General features: G+C 32.8%; 18 protein-coding genes, 1 tRNA gene and 2 pseudogenes. 17 read left to right on the top strand and 4 right to left on the bottom strand.

The annotated features are described in order from the left end of the window. Positions 1-41: 41 nt before the first annotated feature. The 4 genes from CKV72_RS04320 to CKV72_RS04335 are packed head-to-tail and all read right to left on the bottom strand — an operon-like array spanning position 42 to position 6184. The gene (locus CKV72_RS04320) at positions 42-3143 is read right to left on the bottom strand and encodes a type I restriction endonuclease subunit R (RefSeq protein WP_095177576.1); all 3102 of its coding nucleotides are present in this window, start codon (positions 3141-3143) and stop codon (positions 42-44) included. After that, a complete protein-coding gene (locus tag CKV72_RS04325; protein ID WP_095177577.1) occupies positions 3140-4393 on the bottom strand; it encodes a restriction endonuclease subunit S in 1254 nt (417 codons plus the stop codon). The genes CKV72_RS04320 and CKV72_RS04325 overlap by 4 nt, the downstream gene beginning before the upstream one ends. Beyond that, positions 4390-5958 carry a type I restriction-modification system subunit M gene (locus CKV72_RS04330; RefSeq protein WP_095177578.1) on the bottom strand — a complete coding sequence of 523 codons (1569 nt, stop codon included), beginning with the start codon at positions 5956-5958 and terminating at the stop codon, positions 4390-4392. The genes CKV72_RS04325 and CKV72_RS04330 overlap by 4 nt, the downstream gene beginning before the upstream one ends. A gap of 4 nt (positions 5959-5962) precedes the next feature. Next, positions 5963-6184, bottom strand: coding sequence for a helix-turn-helix domain-containing protein (locus CKV72_RS04335; RefSeq protein ID WP_024822623.1), 222 nt, complete (start codon positions 6182-6184; stop codon positions 5963-5965). A 656-nt stretch (positions 6185-6840) separates the two neighbouring features. Here CKV72_RS04335 and CKV72_RS04340 point away from each other — a divergent pair. From CKV72_RS04340 to cas7i, 17 genes and pseudogenes are all read left to right on the top strand, one after another. Continuing rightward, positions 6841-8097, top strand: coding sequence for a phage/plasmid primase, P4 family (locus CKV72_RS04340; RefSeq protein ID WP_242955740.1), 1257 nt, complete (start codon positions 6841-6843; stop codon positions 8095-8097). A 271-nt stretch (positions 8098-8368) separates the two neighbouring features. Continuing rightward, on the top strand, positions 8369-8884 hold the full coding sequence (locus CKV72_RS04345; RefSeq protein ID WP_089862884.1) for a phage major capsid protein: 516 nt from the start codon (positions 8369-8371) through the stop codon (positions 8882-8884). A gap of 75 nt (positions 8885-8959) precedes the next feature. Beyond that, positions 8960-9163, top strand: a complete 204-nt coding sequence (locus CKV72_RS04350) for a transposon-encoded TnpW family protein (RefSeq protein WP_095177580.1) — start codon at positions 8960-8962, stop codon at positions 9161-9163. A 57-nt stretch (positions 9164-9220) separates the two neighbouring features. Next, positions 9221-10518, top strand: a pseudogene (locus CKV72_RS04355) (DUF4368 domain-containing protein). Between the two features lie 208 nt (positions 10519-10726). Further along, positions 10727-11611, top strand: coding sequence for a phosphate ABC transporter substrate-binding protein (locus CKV72_RS04360; RefSeq protein ID WP_089867487.1), 885 nt, complete (start codon positions 10727-10729; stop codon positions 11609-11611). A gap of 19 nt (positions 11612-11630) precedes the next feature. Further along, on the top strand, positions 11631-12557 hold the full coding sequence (gene pstC, locus CKV72_RS04365) for a phosphate ABC transporter permease subunit PstC (protein WP_095177581.1): 927 nt from the start codon (positions 11631-11633) through the stop codon (positions 12555-12557). Further along, positions 12557-13444, top strand: coding sequence for a phosphate ABC transporter permease PstA (pstA, locus tag CKV72_RS04370; RefSeq protein WP_095177583.1), 888 nt, complete (start codon positions 12557-12559; stop codon positions 13442-13444). The genes pstC and pstA overlap by 1 nt, the downstream gene beginning before the upstream one ends. Before the next feature lie 10 nt (positions 13445-13454). Continuing rightward, complete coding sequence (pstB, locus tag CKV72_RS04375) at positions 13455-14204, top strand: phosphate ABC transporter ATP-binding protein PstB (protein ID WP_095177584.1); 750 nt, start codon at positions 13455-13457, stop codon at positions 14202-14204. A 130-nt stretch (positions 14205-14334) separates the two neighbouring features. Next, a pseudogene (locus CKV72_RS04380) lies at positions 14335-15650 on the top strand (DUF512 domain-containing protein). Next, entirely contained in the window at positions 15651-16967 is a 1317-nt protein-coding gene (gene der, locus CKV72_RS04385; protein WP_089867496.1) for a ribosome biogenesis GTPase Der, read from the top strand. Between the two features lies 1 nt (position 16968). Next, positions 16969-17964 carry an NAD(P)H-dependent glycerol-3-phosphate dehydrogenase gene (locus CKV72_RS04390; protein WP_095177585.1) on the top strand — a complete coding sequence of 332 codons (996 nt, stop codon included), beginning with the start codon at positions 16969-16971 and terminating at the stop codon, positions 17962-17964. 132 nt (positions 17965-18096) lie between these two features. Next, positions 18097-19575, top strand: a complete 1479-nt coding sequence (spoIVA, locus tag CKV72_RS04395) for a stage IV sporulation protein A (protein WP_089867498.1) — start codon at positions 18097-18099, stop codon at positions 19573-19575. Positions 19576-19719: 144 nt separating this feature from the next. Next, positions 19720-19795: transfer RNA gene (locus tag CKV72_RS04400), tRNA-Pro, on the top strand. 214 nt (positions 19796-20009) lie between these two features. Then, positions 20010-20960: a helix-turn-helix transcriptional regulator gene (locus CKV72_RS04405; RefSeq protein ID WP_095177587.1), complete on the top strand. Its 951-nt coding sequence runs from the start codon at positions 20010-20012 to the stop codon at positions 20958-20960. 62 nt (positions 20961-21022) lie between these two features. Continuing rightward, a complete protein-coding gene (gene cas6 / locus CKV72_RS04410) occupies positions 21023-21760 on the top strand; it encodes a CRISPR-associated endoribonuclease Cas6 (RefSeq protein ID WP_095177588.1) in 738 nt (245 codons plus the stop codon). Positions 21761-21764: 4 nt separating this feature from the next. After that, entirely contained in the window at positions 21765-23465 is a 1701-nt protein-coding gene (cas8a1, locus tag CKV72_RS04415; RefSeq protein ID WP_242955741.1) for a type I-B CRISPR-associated protein Cas8b1/Cst1, read from the top strand. Continuing rightward, positions 23455-24357 (top strand): type I-B CRISPR-associated protein Cas7/Cst2/DevR, encoded by a 903-nt coding sequence (gene cas7i, locus CKV72_RS04420; RefSeq protein ID WP_095177590.1) that lies wholly within the window; start codon positions 23455-23457, stop codon positions 24355-24357. Before cas8a1 ends, cas7i begins: the two co-directional genes overlap by 11 nt. Positions 24358-24363: the final 6 nt, after the last annotated feature.

A 24363-nucleotide genomic window follows, 5' to 3' on the forward strand; every position in this document is an offset into this window, starting at 1 on the left:
TTTATAAAGATATTATTTTTGAATTAGCGATTGATATTAATCTATATCAATCCTAAATACTTCTCAAAGAATAACATTAGTTTTTCGATAATTCCTTGCTTTTTCGCGGCTCTGCCTCCGCCAAAGCGGGATACAGGTGGCATGATTTTATCAATGGCTGTACCGGTCGTCTTAAGCATTCCATCTCGGAAAGCATTGTCGATGAAACGGCGGGTTTCTTCAGGCTTTAATTTTTCTTCTTCTATAATTGCTGAAATATCCGCTTCCTTACGCTCATGGAGGAATTTGCGCCAATCCTCATCCACTTTGGTCGATACATTGACTTGCTCTATAAAACGCTCGATAAGCTCTTTCTTACTTCGAAGTTCAATACTTGAATTGATAGCCTTATCAATAGTTGTAAGAATGGTTTTATCCTTACAGTTGGATTGTTGATATTTGGCTACAAGCATAAGGATGTAGTCAATATTTACCTCTATCTGTTTGACCAGTTCAATCTCGAAAACTATGTCATCATTGATAGTTTCTTTGTCACCATCAGCACCTTTTCTATATTCCTGATACAGGTCAATATAAATGCTCTGATAGTCCTGAAAATCCCTTTCAGATAAAATCTCATTTCCTTCAAAGTCATCGAAAGAAGTAAGAATATTTCTGAGCCTGAGTATTGCTCCATATAACCTGATAAATTCTTTTTCAGCTTCTTCTCCGAGAATAGGTTGTCCAAGGGGATACTGTGTTGTAAGGGTTGCAATCAATTCAGCATAGCCCGGCTTGTGTTCACCTTTTTCATCATATCCCTTATAATATTCATCGAATGTTTTTAGCAGTACAATACCGCCTGCATCCTTATTGCCGAATAGTGCAATAGCTTTGTCTGTTTCTTCTTTCAAATCTCTAAAGCAAACGATATTACCATAGGTCTTAACGCTGTTTAGGATGCGGTTAGTTCTTGAAAAAGCCTGAATCAGTCCATGCTGTCTCAGGTTTTTATCTACCCATAGCGTATTTAGGGTTGTTGCATCAAAGCCTGTAAGAAACATATTAACAACAATCAATATATCAATCTCCCGATTCTTTACACGAAGAGAGAGGTCTTTATAATAATTCTGGAACTTATCCGAGGAAGTATCGTAATTCGTGTTAAATGTGGAATTGTAATCTCGGATAGCCGCATCAAGAAAATCTCTGGAGCTCTGGTCAAGGTTTTCCATATTAAAATCCTCTTCAGGAAGCAATCCATCTGGCTCTTCTTCATTTGCACTAAAACTGAAAATAGTTGCAATGGTAAGGTTACGGTTCTTTTCCGCTATCTGCTTCTTAAACTCATTATAGTATCTGATTGCCATTGGGATGGATGCAGCAGCAAATATGGAGTTGAAACCGGCAACTCGCCTTGTTTCACGCTTTTCTATCATCTTTTTAGGGTTGTGCTTATCTGCTTCTTCCCATTTCGCAGAGAATGTGTAATAACTATTGCGCTTCGTCTTTTGATCAAAGTGTTCAAGAACATAAGAAACAATTTCACTGATTCGCTGTGGATCTGCTAAGGCTTTTTCTCTATCTATGCTATAGACTTTTTTATCATTAACGTAATCAGGCATCTTAATGGTATTGATAAAATCTATTCTAAAAGGCAGAACATTCCCATCATTGATGGCATCTACAATGGTATAGGTATGTAGCTTTTCTCCAAAGGCCTGCTCGGTTGTACGAAGCAATGGGTTACCTCCTGAACTGGCATTAGCAGCAAAAATCGGAGTTCCCGTAAAGCCGAAGATATGGTAGTTCTTAAAACTCTTCGTGATAGCTTGATGCATTTCGCCAAATTGGGAACGGTGGCACTCATCAAAAATCAGTACCACGTGTTTCTTATAAATATCATGCTGTTTATTTTTACGTATAAATATATCCAACTTCTGAATAGTGGTTACAATGATTTTGTATTCATGAGGATTTCCTTTTTCATCCCTGTCTTCCAATTGTCTTTGAAGAACTCTTGTGGACGTATTACCATTAGCAGCTCCCTTTTCAAAACGGTCATATTCCTTCATGGTCTGATAATCCAGATCTTTACGGTCAACGACAAACAGTACCTTGTCTATGTAAGGCAAGGCAGAAGCTAATTGAGCTGTCTTAAAACTGGTCAATGTCTTACCAGAGCCTGTTGTATGCCAAATATATCCTCCAGCTGCAGTTGTGCCCATCTTCTTGTAGTTTGTTGATACTACAATACGTGATAATATACGTTCTGCAGCAGCTATTTGATAAGGACGCATTACAAGGAGCAGATCCTCAGATGTAAAGATACAATATTTTGTTAGTATATTTAAGAGGGTATGCTTGGCAAAAAATGTTTTAGTAAAGTCCACAAGATCAGGAATAATTTTGTTGTTTGCATCTGCCCAAAAGCTGGTAAATTCAAAGCTGTTGCTTGTTTTTTTGCTTCTTCGACGTTCACTGCTGCTTTGCTCCTTGATATGAGCATTTCTTGTGGTGTTGCTATAATACTTTGTATGGGTGCCATTTGAGATTACGAATATTTGCACATACTCAAATAAACCAGAAGCCGCCCAAAAGCTGTCACGTTGGTATCTTTTTATCTGGTTGAAAGCTTCACGGATAGCAACACCACGACGCTTTAACTCTACATGAACTAGTGGAAGTCCATTTACAAGGATTGTTACATCATATCGGGTTTCATGCTTGCCACTCGCTTCTTCGTATTGATTAATAACCTGCAAACGATTGTTATGGATATTCTTTTTATCCAAAAGGTATATGTTCTTTGTTGTTCCATCTTCACGTTTTAGAATCTGGATATGGTCATCCTGAATTTTTCTGGTTTTTTCAACAATACCCTCATTTGTATTGGCAATACATTCTGTGAAAAATCTATCCCATTCGCTATCAGTAAATGTAAAATCATTAAGCAGTTCAAGTTGTTTTCGGAGATTTTCTATCAATGCAGCTTCATTGTGCACTGAAATATATTCATATCCTTGGGAAGTCAGTTGCTTAATAAACTCCCGCTCAAGTTCTGCCTCGCTCTGATACTTTTCAGGACGGACATTATATTCAGCTGCGTATTCGGCAACAACCGTTGCTTCGTCAGTACTTGCAACGATATTGTATATACTCATGCCTTCACCTCCTTGAAAGATAACAGTATATCCCTGTAATATTCATACTGCTTTTGACGTGCTTCGATTTCAGCAGGAATACCGCTGGTTAAGTCGTTGCAGAGAGCGTCAAAGCGATCGAGGATGGCTACGATGCGCTCTTGTTCTTCTAATGATGGTAATGGAATTGATATTTGCTCAAGTTTTTTAGGAGCTACTTCTATCACTTTTGTGCCTTGTGCAATTTTGCGTTTTTGCTTAAAAAAGGAGTATGTCTGCAAACAATATGAAATAAATTTAGGATTTTGATTATGTTTAAGAATGGCTGTATGACCTCCAGTAACAATTTCATTTTCACCTAGCCATGCTACACATTTGCATACATCTTCAACATTTTCGCTTGTAACAGCAATGATAATGTCACCCGTGTTTACTTTTTTTAGTTTAGATGCTAATTCGGGAGATACAAATGACTTTGTTTCGAAGGTGAAAGCACCATAATAAGTGTAAATTTGCCCATAGTGAATACACCCAACACCGCGATCAGTAAAGTCTTTTTTCTGCAGACCACTTCCGCGTATAATCGTACCGATTTCTCCCAATTTTACAATTGGCACATCATCACCAAACGTCAACAGCAAATCCCTATAATACTCATACTGCTTTCTTCTTGCTGTAAGCTCTGCTGTAAGCTCTGCTGTAAGCTCTGCTGTAAGCTCTGTGAAATTGTCCAGAATACGGACAATTTCCTGCTGAACAGGTAAGGGGGGAAGAGGAATTTGCATATCTAATACATCTTTCATACTAGGATGCTTTATTCCTGACCCACGATAGAATGTATCTATTACTTCCCCTTGACTAAGTAACCAATAATATAAATATTTATTTGATAAAATTGTAGTATCAGCTGATGTCGCAATACGATTATCAGCCGTAACAAATTTTCCTTTGTAATACTTTATTACATCCTTTACAGGACGTGATTTTCCCCAAGGAATTGTTACGACTTCTCCCTCACATAGATTATCACCTGCAAGTTCTTCAGTTGTCCATCCTGTTTGCTCGCCAGTTGAAAGAAGAAATACATTTCCCCCCTCTTTTTCTAGATCAAAAAGTTTCGATGCAAGTAAATAAGGATATTTGATGATTTTGGGTTGCTTCCTCCTATCTACTGCATTAAATTTTTTATCCCAGATGGTGACTTCCCATAGTGATTTTCGTTCAACTCCATTCGGACAAAGCTCTGCTATCAGCTCATCTAACCTGCTCATTTGCCCACCTCAATTTCTGCAATAATCTTATCTATTTCTTCCCTTAAAATCTGCTCTCTCGCCACAATTTTTTCTATCTCAGCATTGAGGGCAACAATATCAATCTTTTCTCTGGTATCCTCTTGTTCAACATAGGTAGAAACAGACAGGTTATAATCTTGTTCAGCTATTTCACTGTTTGGCACAAGCCTAGCAAAATGCTCAATATCTTTTCTTTCCTTAAATGCATTAAGAATGGTCTCAATATTTTCCTGTGTTAGCTTGTTGTTATTCGTAACCTTAACAAATTCCTTTGAAGCATCGATAAATAAGGTGCTATTTTCTGATTTAGACTTCTTCAGCACCATAATGCAGGTAGCAATGCTGGTACCATAGAACAAGTTATCCGGTAACTGAATGATACAGTCGATATAGTTATTGTCAATCAGGTACTGCCTGATTTTCTTTTCAGCACCACCGCGATACATTACACCAGGGAAACATACAATAGCCGCTGTTCCGTTTGTTGCAAGCCAAGAAAGGCTATGCATAATAAAAGCAAGATCTGCCTTGGATTTAGGAGCCAATACTCCCGCTGGAGAAAAACGGGGATCGTTAATCAAAATAGGATCATTGTCGCCCTTCCATTTAATAGAGTAAGGTGGATTTGATACAATGGCTTCAAAAGGCTCATCATCCCAATGTTGCGGATCTGTTAGCGTGTCACCAAGGGCAATATCAAATTTGTCATAATCAATATCGTGCAGGAACATATTGATTCGGCACAGGTTGTAGGTTGTAATGTTGATTTCTTGACCGAAGAAGCCTTGTCGTACATTTTCTTTACCAAGGATTTTGGCAAACTTGAGTAGTAGAGAGCCAGAACCACAGGCAGGGTCATAAACCTTGTTCACTTCGGTTTTTCCCACGATTGTAAGATGGGTAAGGAGTTCAGAAACCTCCTGCGGCGTATAGTATTCACCACCACTTTTTCCTGCATTGGATGCATACATACCCATTAAAAATTCATAAGCATCACCGAATGCATCTATGGTATTGTCTTTGTAATCTCCCAGCTTCATTTCTCCAACAGAATTCATTAGCTTAACTAACTTTTCATTACGCTTTGCTACAGTGTTACCTAGCTTATTGCTGTTAACATCAATATCGTCAAACAAGCCTTTGAAATTATCTTCACTCTCTGTTCCTTGCGCAGATGCTTCTATATTACTGAAAATCTGCTCTAGTGTTTCATTTAAGTTTTCATCGTCCTTTGCACGAGTTCGGACATTTTCAAAAAGTTCGCTGGGTAAAATAAAGAAGCCCTTTGTCTTAACTAAATCCTCTCGTGCCTGTTCTGCTTCTTCGTCGGATAGCTTAGCATAATCAAACTCCGTATTGCCAGCTTCCCATTCTCCTGCATTAATGTAGGCAGTAATATTTTCAGATATGTATCGATAAAACAGCATACCTAGAACATATTGTTTAAAGTCCCAACCATCTACGCTGCCTCTTAGATCATTTGCCATATTCCATATCGTGCGGTGTAATTCCGCCCGTTCTTGTTCTTTTCTGTTGTTTTCCATAGCTCTACTTCCTTTCTTCAACCATATTAGGCACTAATTCCATGATATCTTTAAAATCAACGCCAAGCGCCGTACAAACCTTTACAAGAACGTCCATACTGACATATTCGTTTTTAGAAAGCTTTGAAATTGAAGATGGACTTATTCCCGCAGCAGCTTGTAAATCTTTCTTCTTCATATCGCGGTCAATCAACAATTTCCAAAGCTTTTTATAGCTAACGGTCATCTTGGTCACCTCTTTATATATGTTTTTTCCATTATAGCACATTTTCTTCAAAAATAACATGATAATTCTGTGTTTGTGAAGTAATTTTACAATGTTAACAAAGATAATGATAGTTGTGTATGCCATTATTTTTGATTTTTATTTAAATAAATACTTTTAGACAAAAATGTCTGTAAGTCTATTTGTAAAACCAAAGGCAAAGTTATAACATTAAGCCTTCTTAAATTTAATACCACTTTCGCTCAAATTTGAGCAAAAGCATAAGCATTACAGCCGTCTTTTCTGGAAAGTAGACAGGCTGTTTTTTATTTTAGGGGGTTCGAATCAATAGAATTCTTCGCTTATGGATGAGGAAGGAAAATATTTTTCTAAAATCCTCAACTAATGTGCCCTGCCGTGGCTATAAGGTGAGAGGAAAAATAATCCACCAATGAAAGCATAGTTTTTCTCTCACTGCTCCTTGACAACTGAATACCCCGAAATGCAAGAGATATTTCAAGCAGAATATGCCATGACGATAATTCCGAGCGTATTCCTTGAAAGATAACGAGGTTGTGTCAAACAAGGCAAACCCTCTGGAACAGTAGCGTTTCGGGTCATTAATAAAAGACAAGGAGGTGAAATAACTGAATATACAATACGAGAACTTGCCACAGGTGCTTAAAGATATGCCACAGTTTTGCTGTTGGAAATATGAAGAGCGAAGCGGCAGAAAAACCAAAGTTCCCTATAACCCGGTAACAGGAAAAAGGGCAAAAGCAGATCAGCGGAGTACATTTAAAGATTTTAGTTCTGCGGTTGCTGCTATAAGTGATTATGACGGTATCGGATTTTTGGTGGGTAATGACATATGTGTTATCGACTTAGATGATTGCTTTGATAGTGGTGGTAAGCTTAAGCCTGTTACCCAAAATGTTGTAGAGGCTTTTAGTGGTTGTTATATGGAACACAGTCCATCTGGGAAAGGGTTGCATATTTTCTTTAAGGCCACAGGCTATGACTTTGACAAAACAAAATACTATATCAACAACAGAAAGCTGGGAGTTGAGGTCTATGTGGCTGGAGCAACAAACCGCTTTGTTACCGTAACGGGCAATGTGTATGCAGATGGTGCTACAACTCGAAACGGTAAAGGTACGCTATGCGAGAGCATTCTAAAAGTATTAGGCAGCTATGGCTGTACCGCAAGGCCGGAAACTATCAGTCTGAAAAAGAACAATAATAGTTCAAGTCCCAGTGAAGATATTGCCCGGCTTGCAGGAGTTCGCTTTGTGAATATCTCCGAACCTAGCAGAGGCCTTGTCCTAAATGCTGCGCAGGTAAAAAGCATGACGGGCGGTGACACCATTAATGCAAGGTTTCTGCACGAGAATTCCTTTGACTTCTCACCGAAGTTCAAGTTGTATATCAACACCAATTATCTGCCCGTTATTACAGATATGACGCTATTTTCCAGTGGCAGAGTGGTGATTATCCCCTTTGAACGACATTTCGATGAAAGCGAGCAGGATAAAAGCCTAAAACGTGAATTTGCCAAACCGGAGAATCAAAGTGCTATCCTCAACTGGCTCATTGAAGGCTATCGGCTGTTAAAGAAGGAAGGCTTGACTTTACCCGATTCCGTCAAGACAGCCACGGATGCTTACAAGCATGACAGCGACAAGATAGCATTGTTCTTTGAAGATGCCTTGGAAGAAAGTCCTAACAGTGAGGTGCGGACATCCGAAGTGTATGCCCGATATCAACGCTGGTGTAGTGCCAATGGCTGTTATTCGGAAAATGCCAGAAACTTCAAACAGGCCTTGTCCGCCATCGCCCGTGTGGAGCGGAAACGACCACGTTCTGGCGGTGGGATGACCACACTTTTAATGGGCTATAAGCTGGCCAATGACGATGAGTTTTTCCTCCTTTAAACACATTGTAGCAGCTTGTAGCAAGTAAAACAGGTTATATGAAAAAACGCTCTCGTATAGAGAGTTTAGTTTTTACCTGCTACATCTTGCTACAAAGCTTAAAAACACTAAAACAATGGATACAACTCCATGTGTTGATACCTGCCCCTAGGGGAGGTCAAATCTCCACACCTTTTCATCTGGACAACGGGCGTGGGGCAACGCGTAAAAAAACGCGGTTTCAAACAGGGTATATACCCCACATTTAATAAAATTTAGGAGGTAAAGGATTATGGCAACTTCAACAACTTATAATAGAGCGTTTTGGAATGTTATGAAAGGAAAAGAAGAAAATAATCAAAATCTAAGCGAGGGCTTTGATAATGCAGGAGCCTATGTCGCACCAGATGAGTTCCGAGAAGGCTTTAACACTGCTTTGGCAAAGGAGAATATATTCCGCAGATTTGTTACTGTTATCAATCTATCTTCTGCAGAAGGTAAAATTCAAGCGGTATCCTCAACGAGTACAGCAGATTGGGTTGAAGACGGAGATCCAATCCCCGAAAGTGCCGATACATTTACACAGTTTCTGGTGAAATCATACAAGCTGGCATCTCTTGTCAAGCTAAACCGCTCATTTGTCACCGATATGAACTTTAATCTTGAAAAATATTTGATGGGTGATTTTGCAAAGCGTTTTGGCAAGGCTGATGCATTGCAGGGGCAAATCGGATTTTCTGCTTACGAGAGATTGGATGGGAAGCTAATTCAACCGGATGCTCTGAAAATATTACAAATAAAAGCTTAAATAATGGATTAGGCACTGAGTCATCAATTCTGCTCAGTGCCAGTTCCTTCAAAACATCGGACAGGAGGTCACGATATGGAAAACCAAAGTAACTGCCGCACAACCAAATCCGATATCGGAGGTACGGTCTATGTGGTGGAATCACGAATAAGTGATTCAGCAAAGGAAAGTGTATATTCCAAGCTGAAACGACTGATTACAGTCAACGCAAAAAACCTTTCAAAGTTATCAGATAGTTCATATAAACCCACGGAAATCAACTCGACTTCTTCAAGGTAGTACGGTAATATACATAGTGCTAAACCGCTTGAAGACTGTCGGAAATGGAGGATAAAAATGAATAGACAGTCAACATTTAGCACTATACGTAAATCAACATTAGCATTTGAAGAAGCGAAAATTACTGCTCTGTACTGCAGGCTTTCCCGTGATGATGAGCTTGAAAGTATGCTGAGGACAACGGTTTTCGCAACATCGAATTTTATGTGGATGATGGGGTCAGCGGTACAACTTTTGATAGACCAGACTTTAACCGCATGATTGCAGATGTAGAGTCCGGTAGAATCGGAACGATTATCATTAAGGATATGTCACGCTTTGGCAGGGATTACCTTAAAGTAGGTTATTATACCGAGATTATGTTTCCTGAAGCAGATGTACGATTCATTGCTATTAACAACGGTATTGATAGTGCAAACCAAGCAGACAGTGACTTTACACCGTTTCTTAACATTATTAATGAATGGTACGCTAAGGATACTAGCAAGAAAATCCGTGCTGTGTTCAAATCCAAGGGACAATCTGGTAAGCCACTCTGCACCAATCCACCTTACGGTTATATTAAAGACCCTGAAGATAAGTTGCACTGGATTATAGATGAGAAAGCCGCCGAAGTGGTCAGAGATATTTTCCGACTGTGCATGGCTGGCTTTGGACCCACGCAGATAGCAAAGCAACTTGAAAAGCGATGCATTGATACACCTACGGTTCATCTTCGCAAAATGGGTATTAACACTCCAACAAGACCACCTGAAAACCCATATGCTTGGTCGGCTCGTACCGTAGCATATATTCTGGCTAAAATGGAATATCTAGGCCACACAGTGAATTTCAAGACTTCTAAAAAGTCATATAAGAGCAAAGTCAAGATAATGAACAATCCAGAAGATTGGCTGGTTTTCAAAAATACCCATGAAGCAATTATTGATGAGGGGACTAAGGAACTTGCCAAAGAACTCCGCCAAAGTAAAAAGGAGTACGAACAAGCTCAGGCTCGTATTGCTGACATAGACAAAATCATTCGAAAGCTATATGAGGACAATGTGATGGGCAAAATTCCCGAAGAGCGTTTTTACAAGATGTCGGCTGAATATGAAGCCGAGCAGAAGGTACTGGAAGAAAGGATAACCAAATTAAAACATACTATTGATACAGCAAATGAACAGTCTCTAAATACCGACCGTTTTTTGGCACTGGTTAAAAAGTACACAGAAATTACAGAATTGGATGCAGAGATTATTCGAGAGTTCATTGACAAAATTATAGTATTCAAGGCTGAAAAGGTAGATGGCCGCAGAACCCAGCGGATTCAAATTTTCTATAACTGCATTGGTGCTATCGACTTACCAAAATAAACGAAAAAACGGCATAGCCGAATATCAACGACTATGCCGAATTTTTTAGGAATTATAAATCCCTATCTGACCGCTCCTAAGGGCAGCCTCTTTTTACATTGTAAAAAGGGGGTTAACTTATTTTAACAAAGGGGTAATATGTGCTTAACTTAGATTTATTATAATTTGTATAGAAAGAAAAAATTATAATAAATTGGAGGTTCTTTATATGAAAAAAAATAATCTAAAACTCTTACTTACAGCTCTTTTAATAACAACAACATCTATGGTATTTGCAGCTTGTAGTGGGAAAGATAATAATTCAAAGGATACTTCTAAAGGGGAAAAAACACAAACTATTACTTCTTTAGGTTCAACAGCATTGAAGCCTTTAGTAGAAGAGTCAGCTAAAAAATTTAAAGAAAAAAAACCAAAAGTTACTATAAATGTTCAAGGGGGAGGAAGTGGTGCAGGAATTAGTCAAGTATCTGAAGGAACAGTTGAAATAGGAAATTCTGATGTACCAGCAGAATCAAAATTAAAAGATAAGGAGAAAGCCAAAGAATTAGTAGATCATAAAGTATGTGTTATAGGATTTTCAATTGTAACTCATAAAGACGTAAAAGTAGACAATCTAACAAAAGAACAAATACAGGGTATATTTACAGGAAAATATACTAACTGGAAAGAAGTAGGGGGAGAAGATTTAAAAATAAATGTAATAAATAGACCAAAATCTTCTGGAACAAGAGCTACTTTTAAAGATACTATTATGGAAGACAAGAATGAAAAGGAAGATATCGGAATAATTCAGGATTCTAGTGATGCAGTTTCTAAATCTATACAAGCTACTAAAGGATCTATAAGCTATCTTGCATTATCTTATTTAACAGAAGAAAAATTACAAGGATTAAAGTTATTAAAAATTGATGGAGTCGAAGCTACAAAAGAAAACATAATAAATAAAAAATATCCTTTCTGGTCCTATGAGCATATGTACACAAAAGGTGAGCCAGAAGGTTTAACAAAAGAGTTTCTTGAATATATGATGAGCGATGATAACAAAGAAAATGTTGAAAAATTAGGATATATTCCAATAGGAGATTTTAAATAAGGTGGAAATGAGTGATTAAATGGAAAAAATCTTAATAAGTAATAAACTTAATATAAATAAAACAAAACTATTTACAAAATTAAAAAATGAATATATAGGAAGAATATTTTCTACACTATGCGGAATATTTATGGTAACCATAACCTTTTTAATAATATTCTTTATATTTTCAAAAGGTATAAAAATATTCTTGGAGGATGGATATTCACTAAAAGAATTTATATTCTCCTCTAATTGGAATCCAGATGGAGAAAATCCGCGCTTTGGTTCTTCTATATTTATAATAGGATCCATTTTAGTATCTACGGGTGCTATTTTGATATCTACTCCAATTAGTATAGCTTTAGCCATTTTCATGAATTATATATCACCTAAATTAGGTAAGAATTTTCTTAAACCAGCATTAGAACTATTTGTAGGAATACCCTCAGTAGTATATGGATGGATAGGAATAGTTCTATTAATCCCTATTATAAAAAGAAACTTTGGAGGATTAGGATTTAGTTTATTTGCAGGGATGATTGTTTTATCAATAATGATACTTCCAACTATAGCAAGTATATCCTCAGACGCTATAAAATCCATACCTAAAGATTATGTAGAAGCATCTTTAGCATTAGGTGCAACTAGATGGCAAACTATTACAAAGGTTATACTGCCTTCTGCTAAAAGTGGAATATTTACCTCTGTAGTTTTAGGATTAGCAAGAGCCTTTGGAGAAGCATTAGCGGTGCAAATGGTTATAGGGAACACTATAAAACTGCCTAAAGGTGTATTAGAGCCTACTACAACCCTTACATCTATACTAACTATGGATATGGCAAATACAGTATCAGGAACTCCTTGGAATAATGCATTATGGGCATTAGCATCTATACTACTATTTATTTCTTTTATGTTTATTATATTTATAAGAATTATAGGTAGAAGGAGTGAATTAAAATAATGAATGTTAAAACGCAGGATAAAATTTGGACTACAGTATTATATTTTATATCAGCTTTTATAGTTTTTTTATTAATTTGTTTAATAGGATATATACTAACTAAAGGGTTAGGACATATAAGCTTATGTTTTTTAACTTCAGATCCCTTAATAGGAGAAGCTGGGGGAGGCATTGCACCACAATTATTTAATTCTTTTTATATGCTTATAATTTCTTTGCTAATAACTACACCTATAAGCATTGGAGCAGGAATTTATCTTGCAGAATATGCAAAGGAAGGACTTATTTTAAACATAATAAGATTAAGCATAGAAACCATGGCATCTCTTCCATCCATTGTAGTAGGTCTATTTGGATTACTTGTATTTGTAAAAGCTACAGGTTGGGGCTTTACTTTATTATCTGGTGCATTAGCTATAAGCATATTAAATCTGCCATCTATGACTAGAATTTCTGAAAATGCTATAAGAACTTCCTCAAAGGGATTAAAAGAAGGAAGTATTGCATTAGGTGCAACTAGATGGCAAACTATAAAAAATGTCATACTTCCTGTATCCATGCCACAAATACTTACAGGAATAATACTTGCAGGGGGAAGAATATTTGGAGAAGCAGCAGCATTATTATATACATCTGGAATGAGTGCACCACCATTATCATTTTCTTTACAAAATATTTTTTCAGCTAATTCTCCATTTAACCCTATGAGACCAGCAGAAACATTGGCAGTATATATTTGGCAAGTGAATTCGGAAGGAATGATACCAGATGCTACAAAAGTTGGAAATGCATCTTCAGCAGTACTTATAATAATGGTTCTAATATTTAATATAATGGCAAGAATTATATTAAATATAATACACAGAAAGTATGTAGGAGAAAAGTAAGGGGGATAATATGAATATAGTAAAGATAAAGGATTTAAACTTATTTTATGGAAAAACCCAAGCACTAAAAAATATAAACATGAATATAGAAAAAAATAAAGTAACGGCACTTATAGGTCCTTCAGGTTGCGGAAAGTCTACTTTTTTAAGAAGTATAAATAGAATGAATGATCTTATAGAAAATGTAATTATAGATGGACAGGTAGTTTTTGACGGAAAAGATATTTATAAAGAATTTGATGAAATAGATTTAAGAAAAAGAGTAGGTATGGTTTTTCAAAAAGCAAATCCCTTTCCTATGTCTATATATGACAATGTAGCCTATGGACCTAGAATACATGGAATAAAAAATAAAAAAGAATTGGATATAATAGTAGAAAAGAGCTTAAAAAAAGCAGCACTATGGGATGAGATTAAAGATAGTCTTAATAAAAATGCACAAGGTTTATCTGGAGGTCAACAACAAAGACTTTGTATAGCAAGAACATTAGCTATAGAACCTGAACTTATACTAATGGATGAACCAACTTCTGCATTAGATCCTATATCTACATCTAAAATAGAAGAATTAATGCACACTTTAAAAGAAGATTATTCAGTTATAATAGTTACACATAATATGCAGCAAGCAGGAAGAATATCTGATGATACAGCATTTTTTTTATCAGGAGAAGTAATAGAATTTGGAAAGACTTCAAATATATTTCATAATCCTCAAGACAAAAGAACAGAAGATTATATAACAGGAAGATTTGGATAATACAAGATTTTCTTATTTTTGTAAGAAAATCTTTAATTTTATTAGGGATAATTGACTAAATAAAAATATTAATGTAATATAACTAAAGATAGATAATATAGTAGATAACTGTTTACCAGGAGATGAATATATGAAAAATAAAGTAAAAAAAGTATTACCCTATAGTATAGGAGAAGAAGTAGAAATTGAACCAGGAGACATAGTAATCTCCATAAATGGTGAAACTATTAAGGATATATTAGATTATAAATTCCATATGGGTGATGATTTTATAGTATTGCAAGTTCAAAAGCCTTATGGTGAAATATGGGATATAGAAATAGAAAAAGAATTTGGAGAAGATTTAGGTATAGAATTTGAAGAAGGTATAATGGATGAGGCTAGAAGCTGTCATAATAATTGCATGTTTTGTTTTATAGACCAGTTACCAAAGGGAATGAGAAAATCTTTATACTTTAAAGATGATGATTCTAGGTTGTCCTTTTTACAAGGTAATTTTGTTACTTTAACAAACATGAAGGATGAGGATATAGATAGAATAATAAGATATAGAATAAGTCCTATAAATGTATCTGTACATACAACGGATGGAGAACTAAGAAAAAGGATGTTAAACAATAGATTTGCAGATAATATATGGGAAAGGCTTAAAAAGCTTGCAGATGCATCTATAACTTTAAACTGTCAAATAGTTCTTTGTCCTGGAATAAATGATGGAGAGAATTTAAAAAAGACTATAGAAGATCTTTATACACTATATCCCTCTGTAGAAAATGTAGCAGTAGTTCCTATTGGGATAACAAAATACAGAGAAGGACTTGCTAAATTTAACCCCTATAATAAGGAAGGAGCAAAAGAACAGTTAAATGCAGTAAGAAAACTTCAAGAAAAATATATTAAAGAAGTAGGCACTCCTTTTGTTAGACTTTCTGATGAATTCTATGTAGTAGCAGAAGAAACCATACCTAATAAAGATTTTTACCAAGGTTTTCATCAAATTGAAGATGGTGTTGGAATGATTAGAATGTTAAGAGAAGAGTTTAAAGAAACACTGCCAAATTTAAATAGAAATTTAAAAGGAAGCTTTACATTAGTAACGGGAAAATTAGCATCTAAGGAATTTTTAACAATAAAAGATGAAATAAAAAAAGTAAATGATAAAATAGATATAGAAGTTAAAGAAATTATTAATAATTTCTTTGGAGAAACTATAACTGTAGCAGGGTTAATTACAGGAAGTGATATAAAAGATCAATTAAAAAAAGAAGAAGTAAAAGACTATATATTAATACCTAGAAACATGTTAAAGGCTGATGAAGATATTTTTTTAGATGATGTAACAGTTAAAGAATTAGAAGATTTTTATAATAAAAAATAATTATATGTGAGTATACAGGAGAGGATTTTATAGAGATACTAAATGCATACAGCAAGGAGGAGAATTAAATGGGAAAACCAATAGTTGCCATAGTAGGAAGACCAAATGTAGGAAAATCTACACTATTTAATAAACTAGCAGGGAAAAGAATTGCTATAGTAGAGGATACACCAGGAGTTACAAGAGATAGAATATACGCAAAAGCAGAATGGTTAAATCACAATTTTACAATAATAGATACAGGTGGTATAGAACCAGAAAGCCAAGATATAATAGTAGCTCAAATGAGAAGACAGGCAGAAATGGCTATAGATATGGCAGATGTTATAATGTTTATAGTAGATGGTAAGGAAGGATTAGCACCAGCAGATAATGAAGTAGCATTAATGCTTAGGAAAAGTAAAAAACCAGTAGTACTAGTGGTAAATAAAATAGATAGAATACAAGAAGAAGATAATATGTACGAATTTTATAATTTAGGTATAGGAGACCCTATAGCTATATCAGCTTCTCAGGCCTTAGGATTAGGAGATATGTTAGATAAAGTAGTAGAAAACTTCCCAGAAGGCTATGAAAATGAAGAAGATGATGAATATATTAGAATAGCCTTTGTTGGAAAACCAAATGTAGGAAAATCTTCTCTTATAAATAAAATACTAGGTGAGGAAAGAAATATAGTAAGCAATATACCAGGAACTACAAGAGATGCTATAGATAGTTATTTAGAGAGAGATGAGGATAAATTTATATTAATAGATACGGCAGGACTTAGAAGAAGAAGTAAAGTAAAAGAACAAATAGAAAGATATAGTACAGTAAGAACTTATGCAGCTATAGATAGAGCAGATGTATGTATACTTTTAATAGATGCAGAAGAGGGAATAAGTGAACAAGATAAGAAAATAATAGGATATGCTCATGAGTTAAATAAAGCTCTTATGGTAGTTGTAAATAAATGGGATTTAATAGAAAAAGAAACAAATACCATGAATAAGTTTAAAAAAGAACTTCAAGCTGAACTTTCTTTTATGACTTATGCTCCTTATATTTTTATATCAGCTAAAACAGGTCAAAGAGTAGGTAAAGTTTTAGATTTAGCTAAAGAATGTTATACAAACTATAATAAGAGAATAAGTACAGGTGTTTTAAATGATGTTATAAGTAATGCTGTAATGATGAAAGAGCCGCCAATAGTAGCTATGAATAGATTAAAAATATATTATGTAACTCAAGTTGCTACAAAACCACCAACTTTTGTATTCTTTGTAAATGATCCTAAAACATTACATTTCTCCTATAAAAGATATTTGGAAAATCATATAAGAAAAAGTTTTGATTTTACAGGAACAGGAATAAAAATGGAGTTTAGAGAAAGGAAAGAGTAATATGACAGTTAATGGTGTAACTTTTATTGGTGGAGGAAGCTTCGGTACTGCTTTAGCTATAATGTTAGCTAAAAAAGGATATAACATAAAAATGTGGGATAGAAAATCCCAAGTAGTAGCAGATATAAACGAAAAAAAAGAAAATATAAAATATCTTCCCAATGTGGTTATTCCGTCAAATGTAGAAGCCTATGGAAATATGCAAGAGGCTTTAAAGGAAACTAAATATGTGGTTATTTCTGTACCATCCCATGCTATAAGAGAAATATGTAAAAATATTAAAAACTATTTAGAAGAAGATGCTATTATAATAAGTGTGGCAAAGGGTATAGAGGAACACAGTGGAAAAAGATTATCTCAAATTATAAAAGAGGAATTACCTAAAAATCCTGTAGTAATACTTTCGGGACCAAGTCATGCAGAAGAGGTAGCACAAGATATACCAACTACTGTAGTAGTTACGTCAGAAAATATGGAAGCATCTTTAGAAGTACAAAATTTATTTATTACAAATAAGTTTAGAGTATATACTAACGATGATATAATAGGCGTTGAAATAGGTGGAGCAGTAAAAAATATAATTGCTCTAGCGGCAGGTATATCTGATGGAATAGGATATGGAGATAATACCAAAGCTGCTCTTATGACAAGGGGAATAAATGAAATAATAAGAATTGGAGAAAAGTTAGGAGGAAAAAGGGAAACCTTTTGGGGACTAACAGGTATGGGAGACATGATAGTAACCTGTACTAGTATGCACAGTAGAAATAGAAGAGCTGGTCTTTTAATAGGAAAAGGTTTATCTATGGAAGAGGCTGTAGAAGAAGTAGGTATGGTAGTAGAAGGTATAAAAGCTTGTAAGGCTTTCTATGAGTTAAAAGAAAAGTTAAAAGTTTCTATGCCAATAACAGATGCTCTGTATAGGGTACTATTTGAGGGTGAAGATGCTAAATACTGTGTATATGAATTGATGACTAGAGATAAAAAAGATGAATAAATTTAATTTGTATTTAAAAGTAATCTGTAGAATTTAAAATTTCTATAGATTACTTTTTTTATATGTAATATTTATGGTCTAAGTAAAATATATATATAGTGTTAATATTAGTTTGTAGGAGGGAAAACAGACTTGGAAAACTTTAGTATATATAAAGATATAGCAGAAAGAACTCAAGGTGACATATATGTAGGAGTAGTTGGTCCTGTAAGAACTGGTAAATCCACTTTTATTAAAAAATTTATGGAACTTATGGTTATACCTAACATAGATAATGAATATAAGAAAAAAAGAGCTCAGGATGAGCTTCCACAAAGTTCTTCAGGTAAATCTATTCATACTACAGAACCTAAATTTGTACCAAATGAGGCAGTAGAAATTAATTTAGATGAAGGTACTAAATTTAAGGTTAGAATGGTGGATTGCGTAGGATATATTGTAAAAGGTGCCCAAGGGTATATGGAAGAAGGAAAGGCTAAGATGGTAAGTACTCCTTGGTATGACTATGAAATTCCCTTTGAAGAAGCGGCAGAAATCGGCACAAAAAAGGTTATAAATGAGCATTCTACCATAGGAATTTTGGTAACTACTGATGGAACTATTGCAGATATAGCTAGAGAAGATTATGTAGAAACAGAAGAAAGGGTAGTAGAGGAATTAAAAGGTATAAATAAGCCTTTTATAATGCTACTTAATTCTAGAAATCCATTAAATCCTGAAACCATAGAGTTGAGAAAGGAAATGGAACAAAAATATGATGTACCAGTACAAATTATGGACATATTAAACATGAAGGAAGAGGACATCATAAGTGTATTTAGTAGGGTACTTAAAGAATTCCCAGTACAAGAAATAAATATAGATATGCCAGCATGGATAGAAAAACTAGACAGAAGCCATTGGTTAAAACTAAATTTCATAAATTTAGTAAAGGATATGAGTAAGAGTATTTATAAAGTAAGAGATGTATCAAAGGTAGTGGAAGAAATAAGAGAAGCAGAGTTTTTAGAAAAATCTATATTAGATGAAATGAATATGGGAGAAGGAACTGCCAGAGTGGTTTTAAGTCCTAAAAATGGATTGTTTTATAAGATCTTAGGAGAAATTTGCGATAAAGAAATAGAAGACGAAAATCATCTAATGGAGATAATGAAGGATATGCATAATGCAAAATTAGAGTACGATAAAATTGAAGGTGCCCTAATAGATGTAAAAGAATTAGGATATGGACTAGTAGCACCTCAGTTGTCAGAAATGAAACTAGAAGAACCTGAAATAGTAAAACAAGGTAATAGATATGGAGTTAAATTAAAGGCCAGTGCCCCTTCATTACATTTTATAAAGGCAGACATAGAAACAGAAATATCACCTATAATGGGCACTGAAAGAGAAAGTGAAGAATTAGTTAAAAACTTATTAGAACAATTTGAAAGCGATCCATCAAAGATTTGGGAAAGCAATATGTTTGGTAAATCCTTAGAAGTACTAGTAAAAGAAGGATTACAAAGTAAACTTTATAGAATGCCAGAAGATGTTCAAATAAAAATACAAAAAACTCTGCAAAAGATTATAAATGAAGGCAATGGTGGACTAATTTGCATTATTTTATAGTTTAAATGGATACTTTATTATCTAATAAAATTAAAGCTCTTCTGACAATAGGAAGAAGAGCCTATTTATATTTATTGTTCACTGTTAGTTGTTGGCTAAGCAAAGTTGAGTTTATGTAAAATTATGATATAATGAGGTTGTTATCTGGGTATAGCGCAGATGGTAGCGTGCATGCATGGGGTGCATGAGGTCGCAGGTTCAAGTCCTGTTACTCAGACCAGTAATATCAAGGGTTGTGGAAACACAACCCTTTTATTTTGTATTTGGTGGGGAAAAAAAGTGGGGACGGTTAATGAAATTTTACTAATAATATTTAGTAAAGTTTCATTAACCGTCCCTAGTATTCTAGTATTATTGGACTATATTAGCAGGAGATAATGTACTAATATAGAAGAAATATAATATACTTGTATTAATGGGAGGAAATATGAAGAATGAGCAGGGTAAGCAATGCACTAACAATGTTAATTTTGCTAAAAAGTAGAGGAAAAATGAAGATAAAAGAATTAGCTCACGAATTAGAAGTATCAGAAAGAGAAGTTAGAAGATATAAACAGGATTTAGAAATGGCTCAAATATATATAAAAAGTATTCCAGGAAAATATGGAGGATATGTATATGAAAATAAAGATTATTTATTATCTGGGGATTTAAATAAAGAAGAATTTAATATACTTTTAACAGCTGTAGATCAGTTACAACAAATAAATGCTATTTATTGTAAGGATTGTAGATTATTATTTGATAAAATTAATGCACTTAAAAACATGAGTGAGAGGAATAGTAATTTACAATATACTCAATACTTTATTAAGAGTATAAAATCTAAATCAAATTATCCAAAAGATAAAAAGTTGTGGATGGATTTAACCTCTGCAATATTAACTAGAAATAAAATAAATATAAAATATGAAGGATTAAATTCCAAGCTAAGTAATAGAATAATAAGACCCTATGCTATTTTTCAATATAAAGGTGATTTATATTGTGTTGGATATTGTGAACTTAGAAAATCTATAAGACAATTTAAAATATATAGAATACAAGAATATGAGATTTTAAAAGAAAAGTTTAAAAAAGATAAAGAATTTAATATAGAAAAATATATGGAAAATTGTTTTGGAATATATAAGGATGATGAAATTAATTTAGTTTTAAAAATAAAATATCCTATGGCAAAGATAATAAAAGAAAAAATATGGGTTGAAAATCAAAGGATTTTAGAAAAAGGTGATTATATTATATTTAATGCTAAAATGAAGGGAAAAACAGAAATAAAAAGTTGGATATTAAGTATGGGAAGTAGTATAGAAGTAATAAAACCTTTAAATTTTAGACAAGAAATAATAGATGATTTAAACAAAAATTTAAAAAATTACAATTAATTATAATTAGTGCCACTATATGTCCACAATAATATATATAATTGTATTTAGGAGGTGAATTTATGAGACTAAAATGTGAATTTAAAACAGAAAAAATTCCTGTTGCTTATCAGTTCATGTTTGTAAGCTTAATAAAAGAAGCTTTAAAAATTAGCAATGAAGATTATTATCAAAAGTTGTATTTTTATGATGGTGATAAAAAAAATAAAAAATCAAAAAATTTCTGCTTTTCAGTGTATATAAGTGGATTTAAAAAAGAAGCCAATATTTTTAAAGTAGAGGACAAAGTAATATTATATATATCCTCTCCAGATTATGAATTTGCATTTAACTTATATAATGGATTGTTAAAAATGAAAAATTTTAACTATAAAAAAGAATACAAATTAACTAAAAAAAGTATTACCTTAGTTAAAGAAAAAAATATAAATAATACAGAAGTTATTTTTAATGCATTATCACCTATATGTATTAAAGATATTGATAATAAACCATTGGACATAAATGAAATAGAATTTTTAAAAGAATTAAATTATATAACTGATAAAATATTAAAAAACTATAGAGGATATGGATTAAATAAAAAGCTCCAATTTATTCCTCTGAAAATGAAAAAAAGAGTAGTTAAAGAGTATATTAAAAATTTTGAAAATAATACAGGGAAAAAAGATTATTATATAAATGGCTATATGGGAATTTTTAAACTTATTGGAGATATAGAAGATTTAAAAGATATATATAATTTAGGTTTAGGGTTTAAACGCTCTCAAGGATTTGGAATGATTGAAGTTTTAAGTTAGGGAGGTGAAAAAAATAGCTAAGATAAAATTAGAAAAATCAGATTGGCTTTATAATGCAGGAATTGTTGGAATTTGTAATATTTTAAAATACAATGAATGTGATTATGATGATAGTAATATTAACTATGTGGAATTTGAAAGTGAATGTTTAGGAAATTTTGAAGAAAAGTATTTTAATTATTTTATTGGGACTTATGAAAAGTTTACATCTTGGTATAGGTTAATTAGTTTTGAAGATTATATGGACAATTTAGACTTAAATATTATTTCATCTAAGGATCTAAAATATATAAATAAATATATAGAAAACCTAAAAAATAAATTAAAAAGTAATAGTTATAAAAGTGCATATTTAGTTATAAATGATAAGGAATTGGATTTAGTTAAAAAAGAAAAAGAGATAAAAAAAATAAAAATAACTAAAAAACAAAACATAAATGACGTTATGGTTGATATAAAAAAGCAGATAGAGATTATAAAAGAAATTATAGAATATTTAAAAAGAGATGAGATTAAGAGATACATATTAGCTAAAAATATAATATATGATGTAATTCAAAAATTTTGGGAAAAAGTAAGTTTTCTTAATCAAAAGAGTAATAATAAAGATATGTATGAAGAATTTAAAAGATATTTTTTAGATAGTACTAAAACCTATTTAAATAGCGACAAAGAAAAAGCGAAATACTACTGTTTTACTTGCGGAAGAAAGGTATCTAGTTTAAAGGAAACATTTGGACTTGCTTGGATAAATAAAATAGGGGTGGATATGTCTAGAAAATCATCCCACTTTTGGAACATGAATGGAGATGCCTATATATGTCCTATATGTAACTTAGTATATTCTTGTGTTCCAGCAGGATTTACTACATTAAATGGAAGAGGAATTTTTATAAATGAAAACTCTAGCATAAAAAATTTAATAAGAATAAATAAACATTCTTTAGATACTACTACATCTATAGATGAATTAGAAGAAGAGAGTTATTTTAATATAGCAGATAGTATTGGACAAGTATCTATAGATAAAAGTGAAAGGGAAACTGAAAATATTCAAATAATAAAGCTTAATTCAGAAAATGAAAGAAGACCTTATACGTTTAATATAATATCTAAAGAAAAGTTAAACATTATATGCAAACATAGAAATATGTTAAAGTCTATGATTAAAATTCATGCTAAGGTAGGAACTAATGAATATATAAATATTTATAGGGAAGTTTTAGACAGAATATATAAGGGTAAGAATTTATTTGACCTTATAAGTAAACTATCATACTTAAAATTAGATGGAAAATTCAATGGACTTCAGTTTATAGAAATGATGCTTAAAATAAATAATAATTTGTTGGAAAGGGGAGAAGAGATAGGTATGGTAAGTGGTAGTATAAATGATAAAGCTATTTATAGTTTTAAATGTAGAGGAGCAGAGCTTAGAAAAGGATATGAAAATAGAAAAGCTTTAAATAAATTAGGAGGAGTATCTTATAGATTATTAAATTCACTTAAAACTAAAAATGTATCTAGATTTATGGATACCATAATTAATTCATATATGTATTTAAACATGGAAATACCAACTAGTTTTATAAATGTGTTAAATGATAAAAATAAATTTCAAACTATAGGATATGCATTTTTAGTGGGATTACAGGGAGAAGAAAAATTTAAAAAAAGTGGGGAGGAAGTAAATAATGATAAATAAGGGATTAACAGCAAGTTTTATATTTGAAGCAGAAAGTGCTAACTATGGAGAAGGTATAGGAAATGTTACAGCACTTAAAAAGATTTCAAGGGGAGATGGAGAAAGTTATAGTTATATATCAAGACAAGCTCTTAGATACAATATAATTAATCAAATGGAGGAAGATAATACTCCTTTAGCTGTAGATGGTTCAGTAATTCAATTTGCTCCAGAAGCTACTATAAAAGACTTTGCTGAAATAGACCTATTTGGATATATGAAAACTAAAAAACCAGCAAGAAATCGTTCAGCTATAGTAAGATTATCCAATGCAGTAGCTTTAGAAAGTTTTAATGCAGATTTAGATTTTTTAACTAATAAAGGATTATTAGATAGATATAATGCTCAGGGAAAAGAACTAAAAGATGGGGGAAATATTGCCCAAAGTGAAATTCATAAGTCTTATTATGCTTATACTATAACCATGGATTTAGATAAAGTTGGAATAGATGAAAATGAAAAAGATGAAAAAGGAAATATTCTTGAAATACCTAATGAAGAAAAAGCTAAAAGGGTAAATAAATTATTGGATACAATTAAATTTTTATATAGAGATATAAAGGGTAGACGTGAAAATTTATCTCCTATATTTGCTATTGGGGGAGTTTATGATATAAAAAATCCTTTCTTTGAAAATAGATTAAAGGTAAAAGAGAATAAAGTGGTAGTAGATATAATAGAAGATTTATATAATATGGATAATAGAATTAAAGAGAATACTTACATTGGATTAATAAATGGAATATTTGAAAATGACAATGAAATAAAAGAAAAATTAAATTCTATAAATATAGGAGAGTTTTTTGAAAAATTACAGTCTAATGTTAATAAATATTATTTAGAAAATAAGTAGGTGATT

This window comes from Clostridium cochlearium (assembly GCF_900187165.1).
In the GTDB taxonomy this organism is placed as follows: Bacteria; Bacillota; Clostridia; order Clostridiales; family Clostridiaceae; genus Clostridium_G; species Clostridium_G cochlearium.

Coding starts and splice junctions, on each gene's coding strand:
- pstC (WP_095177581.1), top strand. CDS start 11,631: ATGGAAAAAATCTTAATAAGTAATAAACTTAATATAAATAAAACAAAA.
- CKV72_RS04335 (WP_024822623.1), bottom strand. CDS start 6,184: ATGACCGTTAGCTATAAAAAGCTTTGGAAATTGTTGATTGACCGCGAT.
- CKV72_RS04345 (WP_089862884.1), top strand. CDS start 8,369: ATGGCAACTTCAACAACTTATAATAGAGCGTTTTGGAATGTTATGAAA.
- CKV72_RS04390 (WP_095177585.1), top strand. CDS start 16,969: ATGACAGTTAATGGTGTAACTTTTATTGGTGGAGGAAGCTTCGGTACT.
- cas7i (WP_095177590.1), top strand. CDS start 23,455: ATGATAAATAAGGGATTAACAGCAAGTTTTATATTTGAAGCAGAAAGT.
- CKV72_RS04360 (WP_089867487.1), top strand. CDS start 10,727: ATGAAAAAAAATAATCTAAAACTCTTACTTACAGCTCTTTTAATAACA.
- CKV72_RS04325 (WP_095177577.1), bottom strand. CDS start 4,393: ATGAGCAGGTTAGATGAGCTGATAGCAGAGCTTTGTCCGAATGGAGTT.
- pstB (WP_095177584.1), top strand. CDS start 13,455: ATGAATATAGTAAAGATAAAGGATTTAAACTTATTTTATGGAAAAACC.
- CKV72_RS04405 (WP_095177587.1), top strand. CDS start 20,010: ATGAGCAGGGTAAGCAATGCACTAACAATGTTAATTTTGCTAAAAAGT.
- CKV72_RS04330 (WP_095177578.1), bottom strand. CDS start 5,958: ATGGAAAACAACAGAAAAGAACAAGAACGGGCGGAATTACACCGCACG.
- pstA (WP_095177583.1), top strand. CDS start 12,557: ATGAATGTTAAAACGCAGGATAAAATTTGGACTACAGTATTATATTTT.
- cas6 (WP_095177588.1), top strand. CDS start 21,023: ATGAGACTAAAATGTGAATTTAAAACAGAAAAAATTCCTGTTGCTTAT.
- CKV72_RS04320 (WP_095177576.1), bottom strand. CDS start 3,143: ATGAGTATATACAATATCGTTGCAAGTACTGACGAAGCAACGGTTGTT.
- der (WP_089867496.1), top strand. CDS start 15,651: ATGGGAAAACCAATAGTTGCCATAGTAGGAAGACCAAATGTAGGAAAA.
- CKV72_RS04350 (WP_095177580.1), top strand. CDS start 8,960: ATGGAAAACCAAAGTAACTGCCGCACAACCAAATCCGATATCGGAGGT.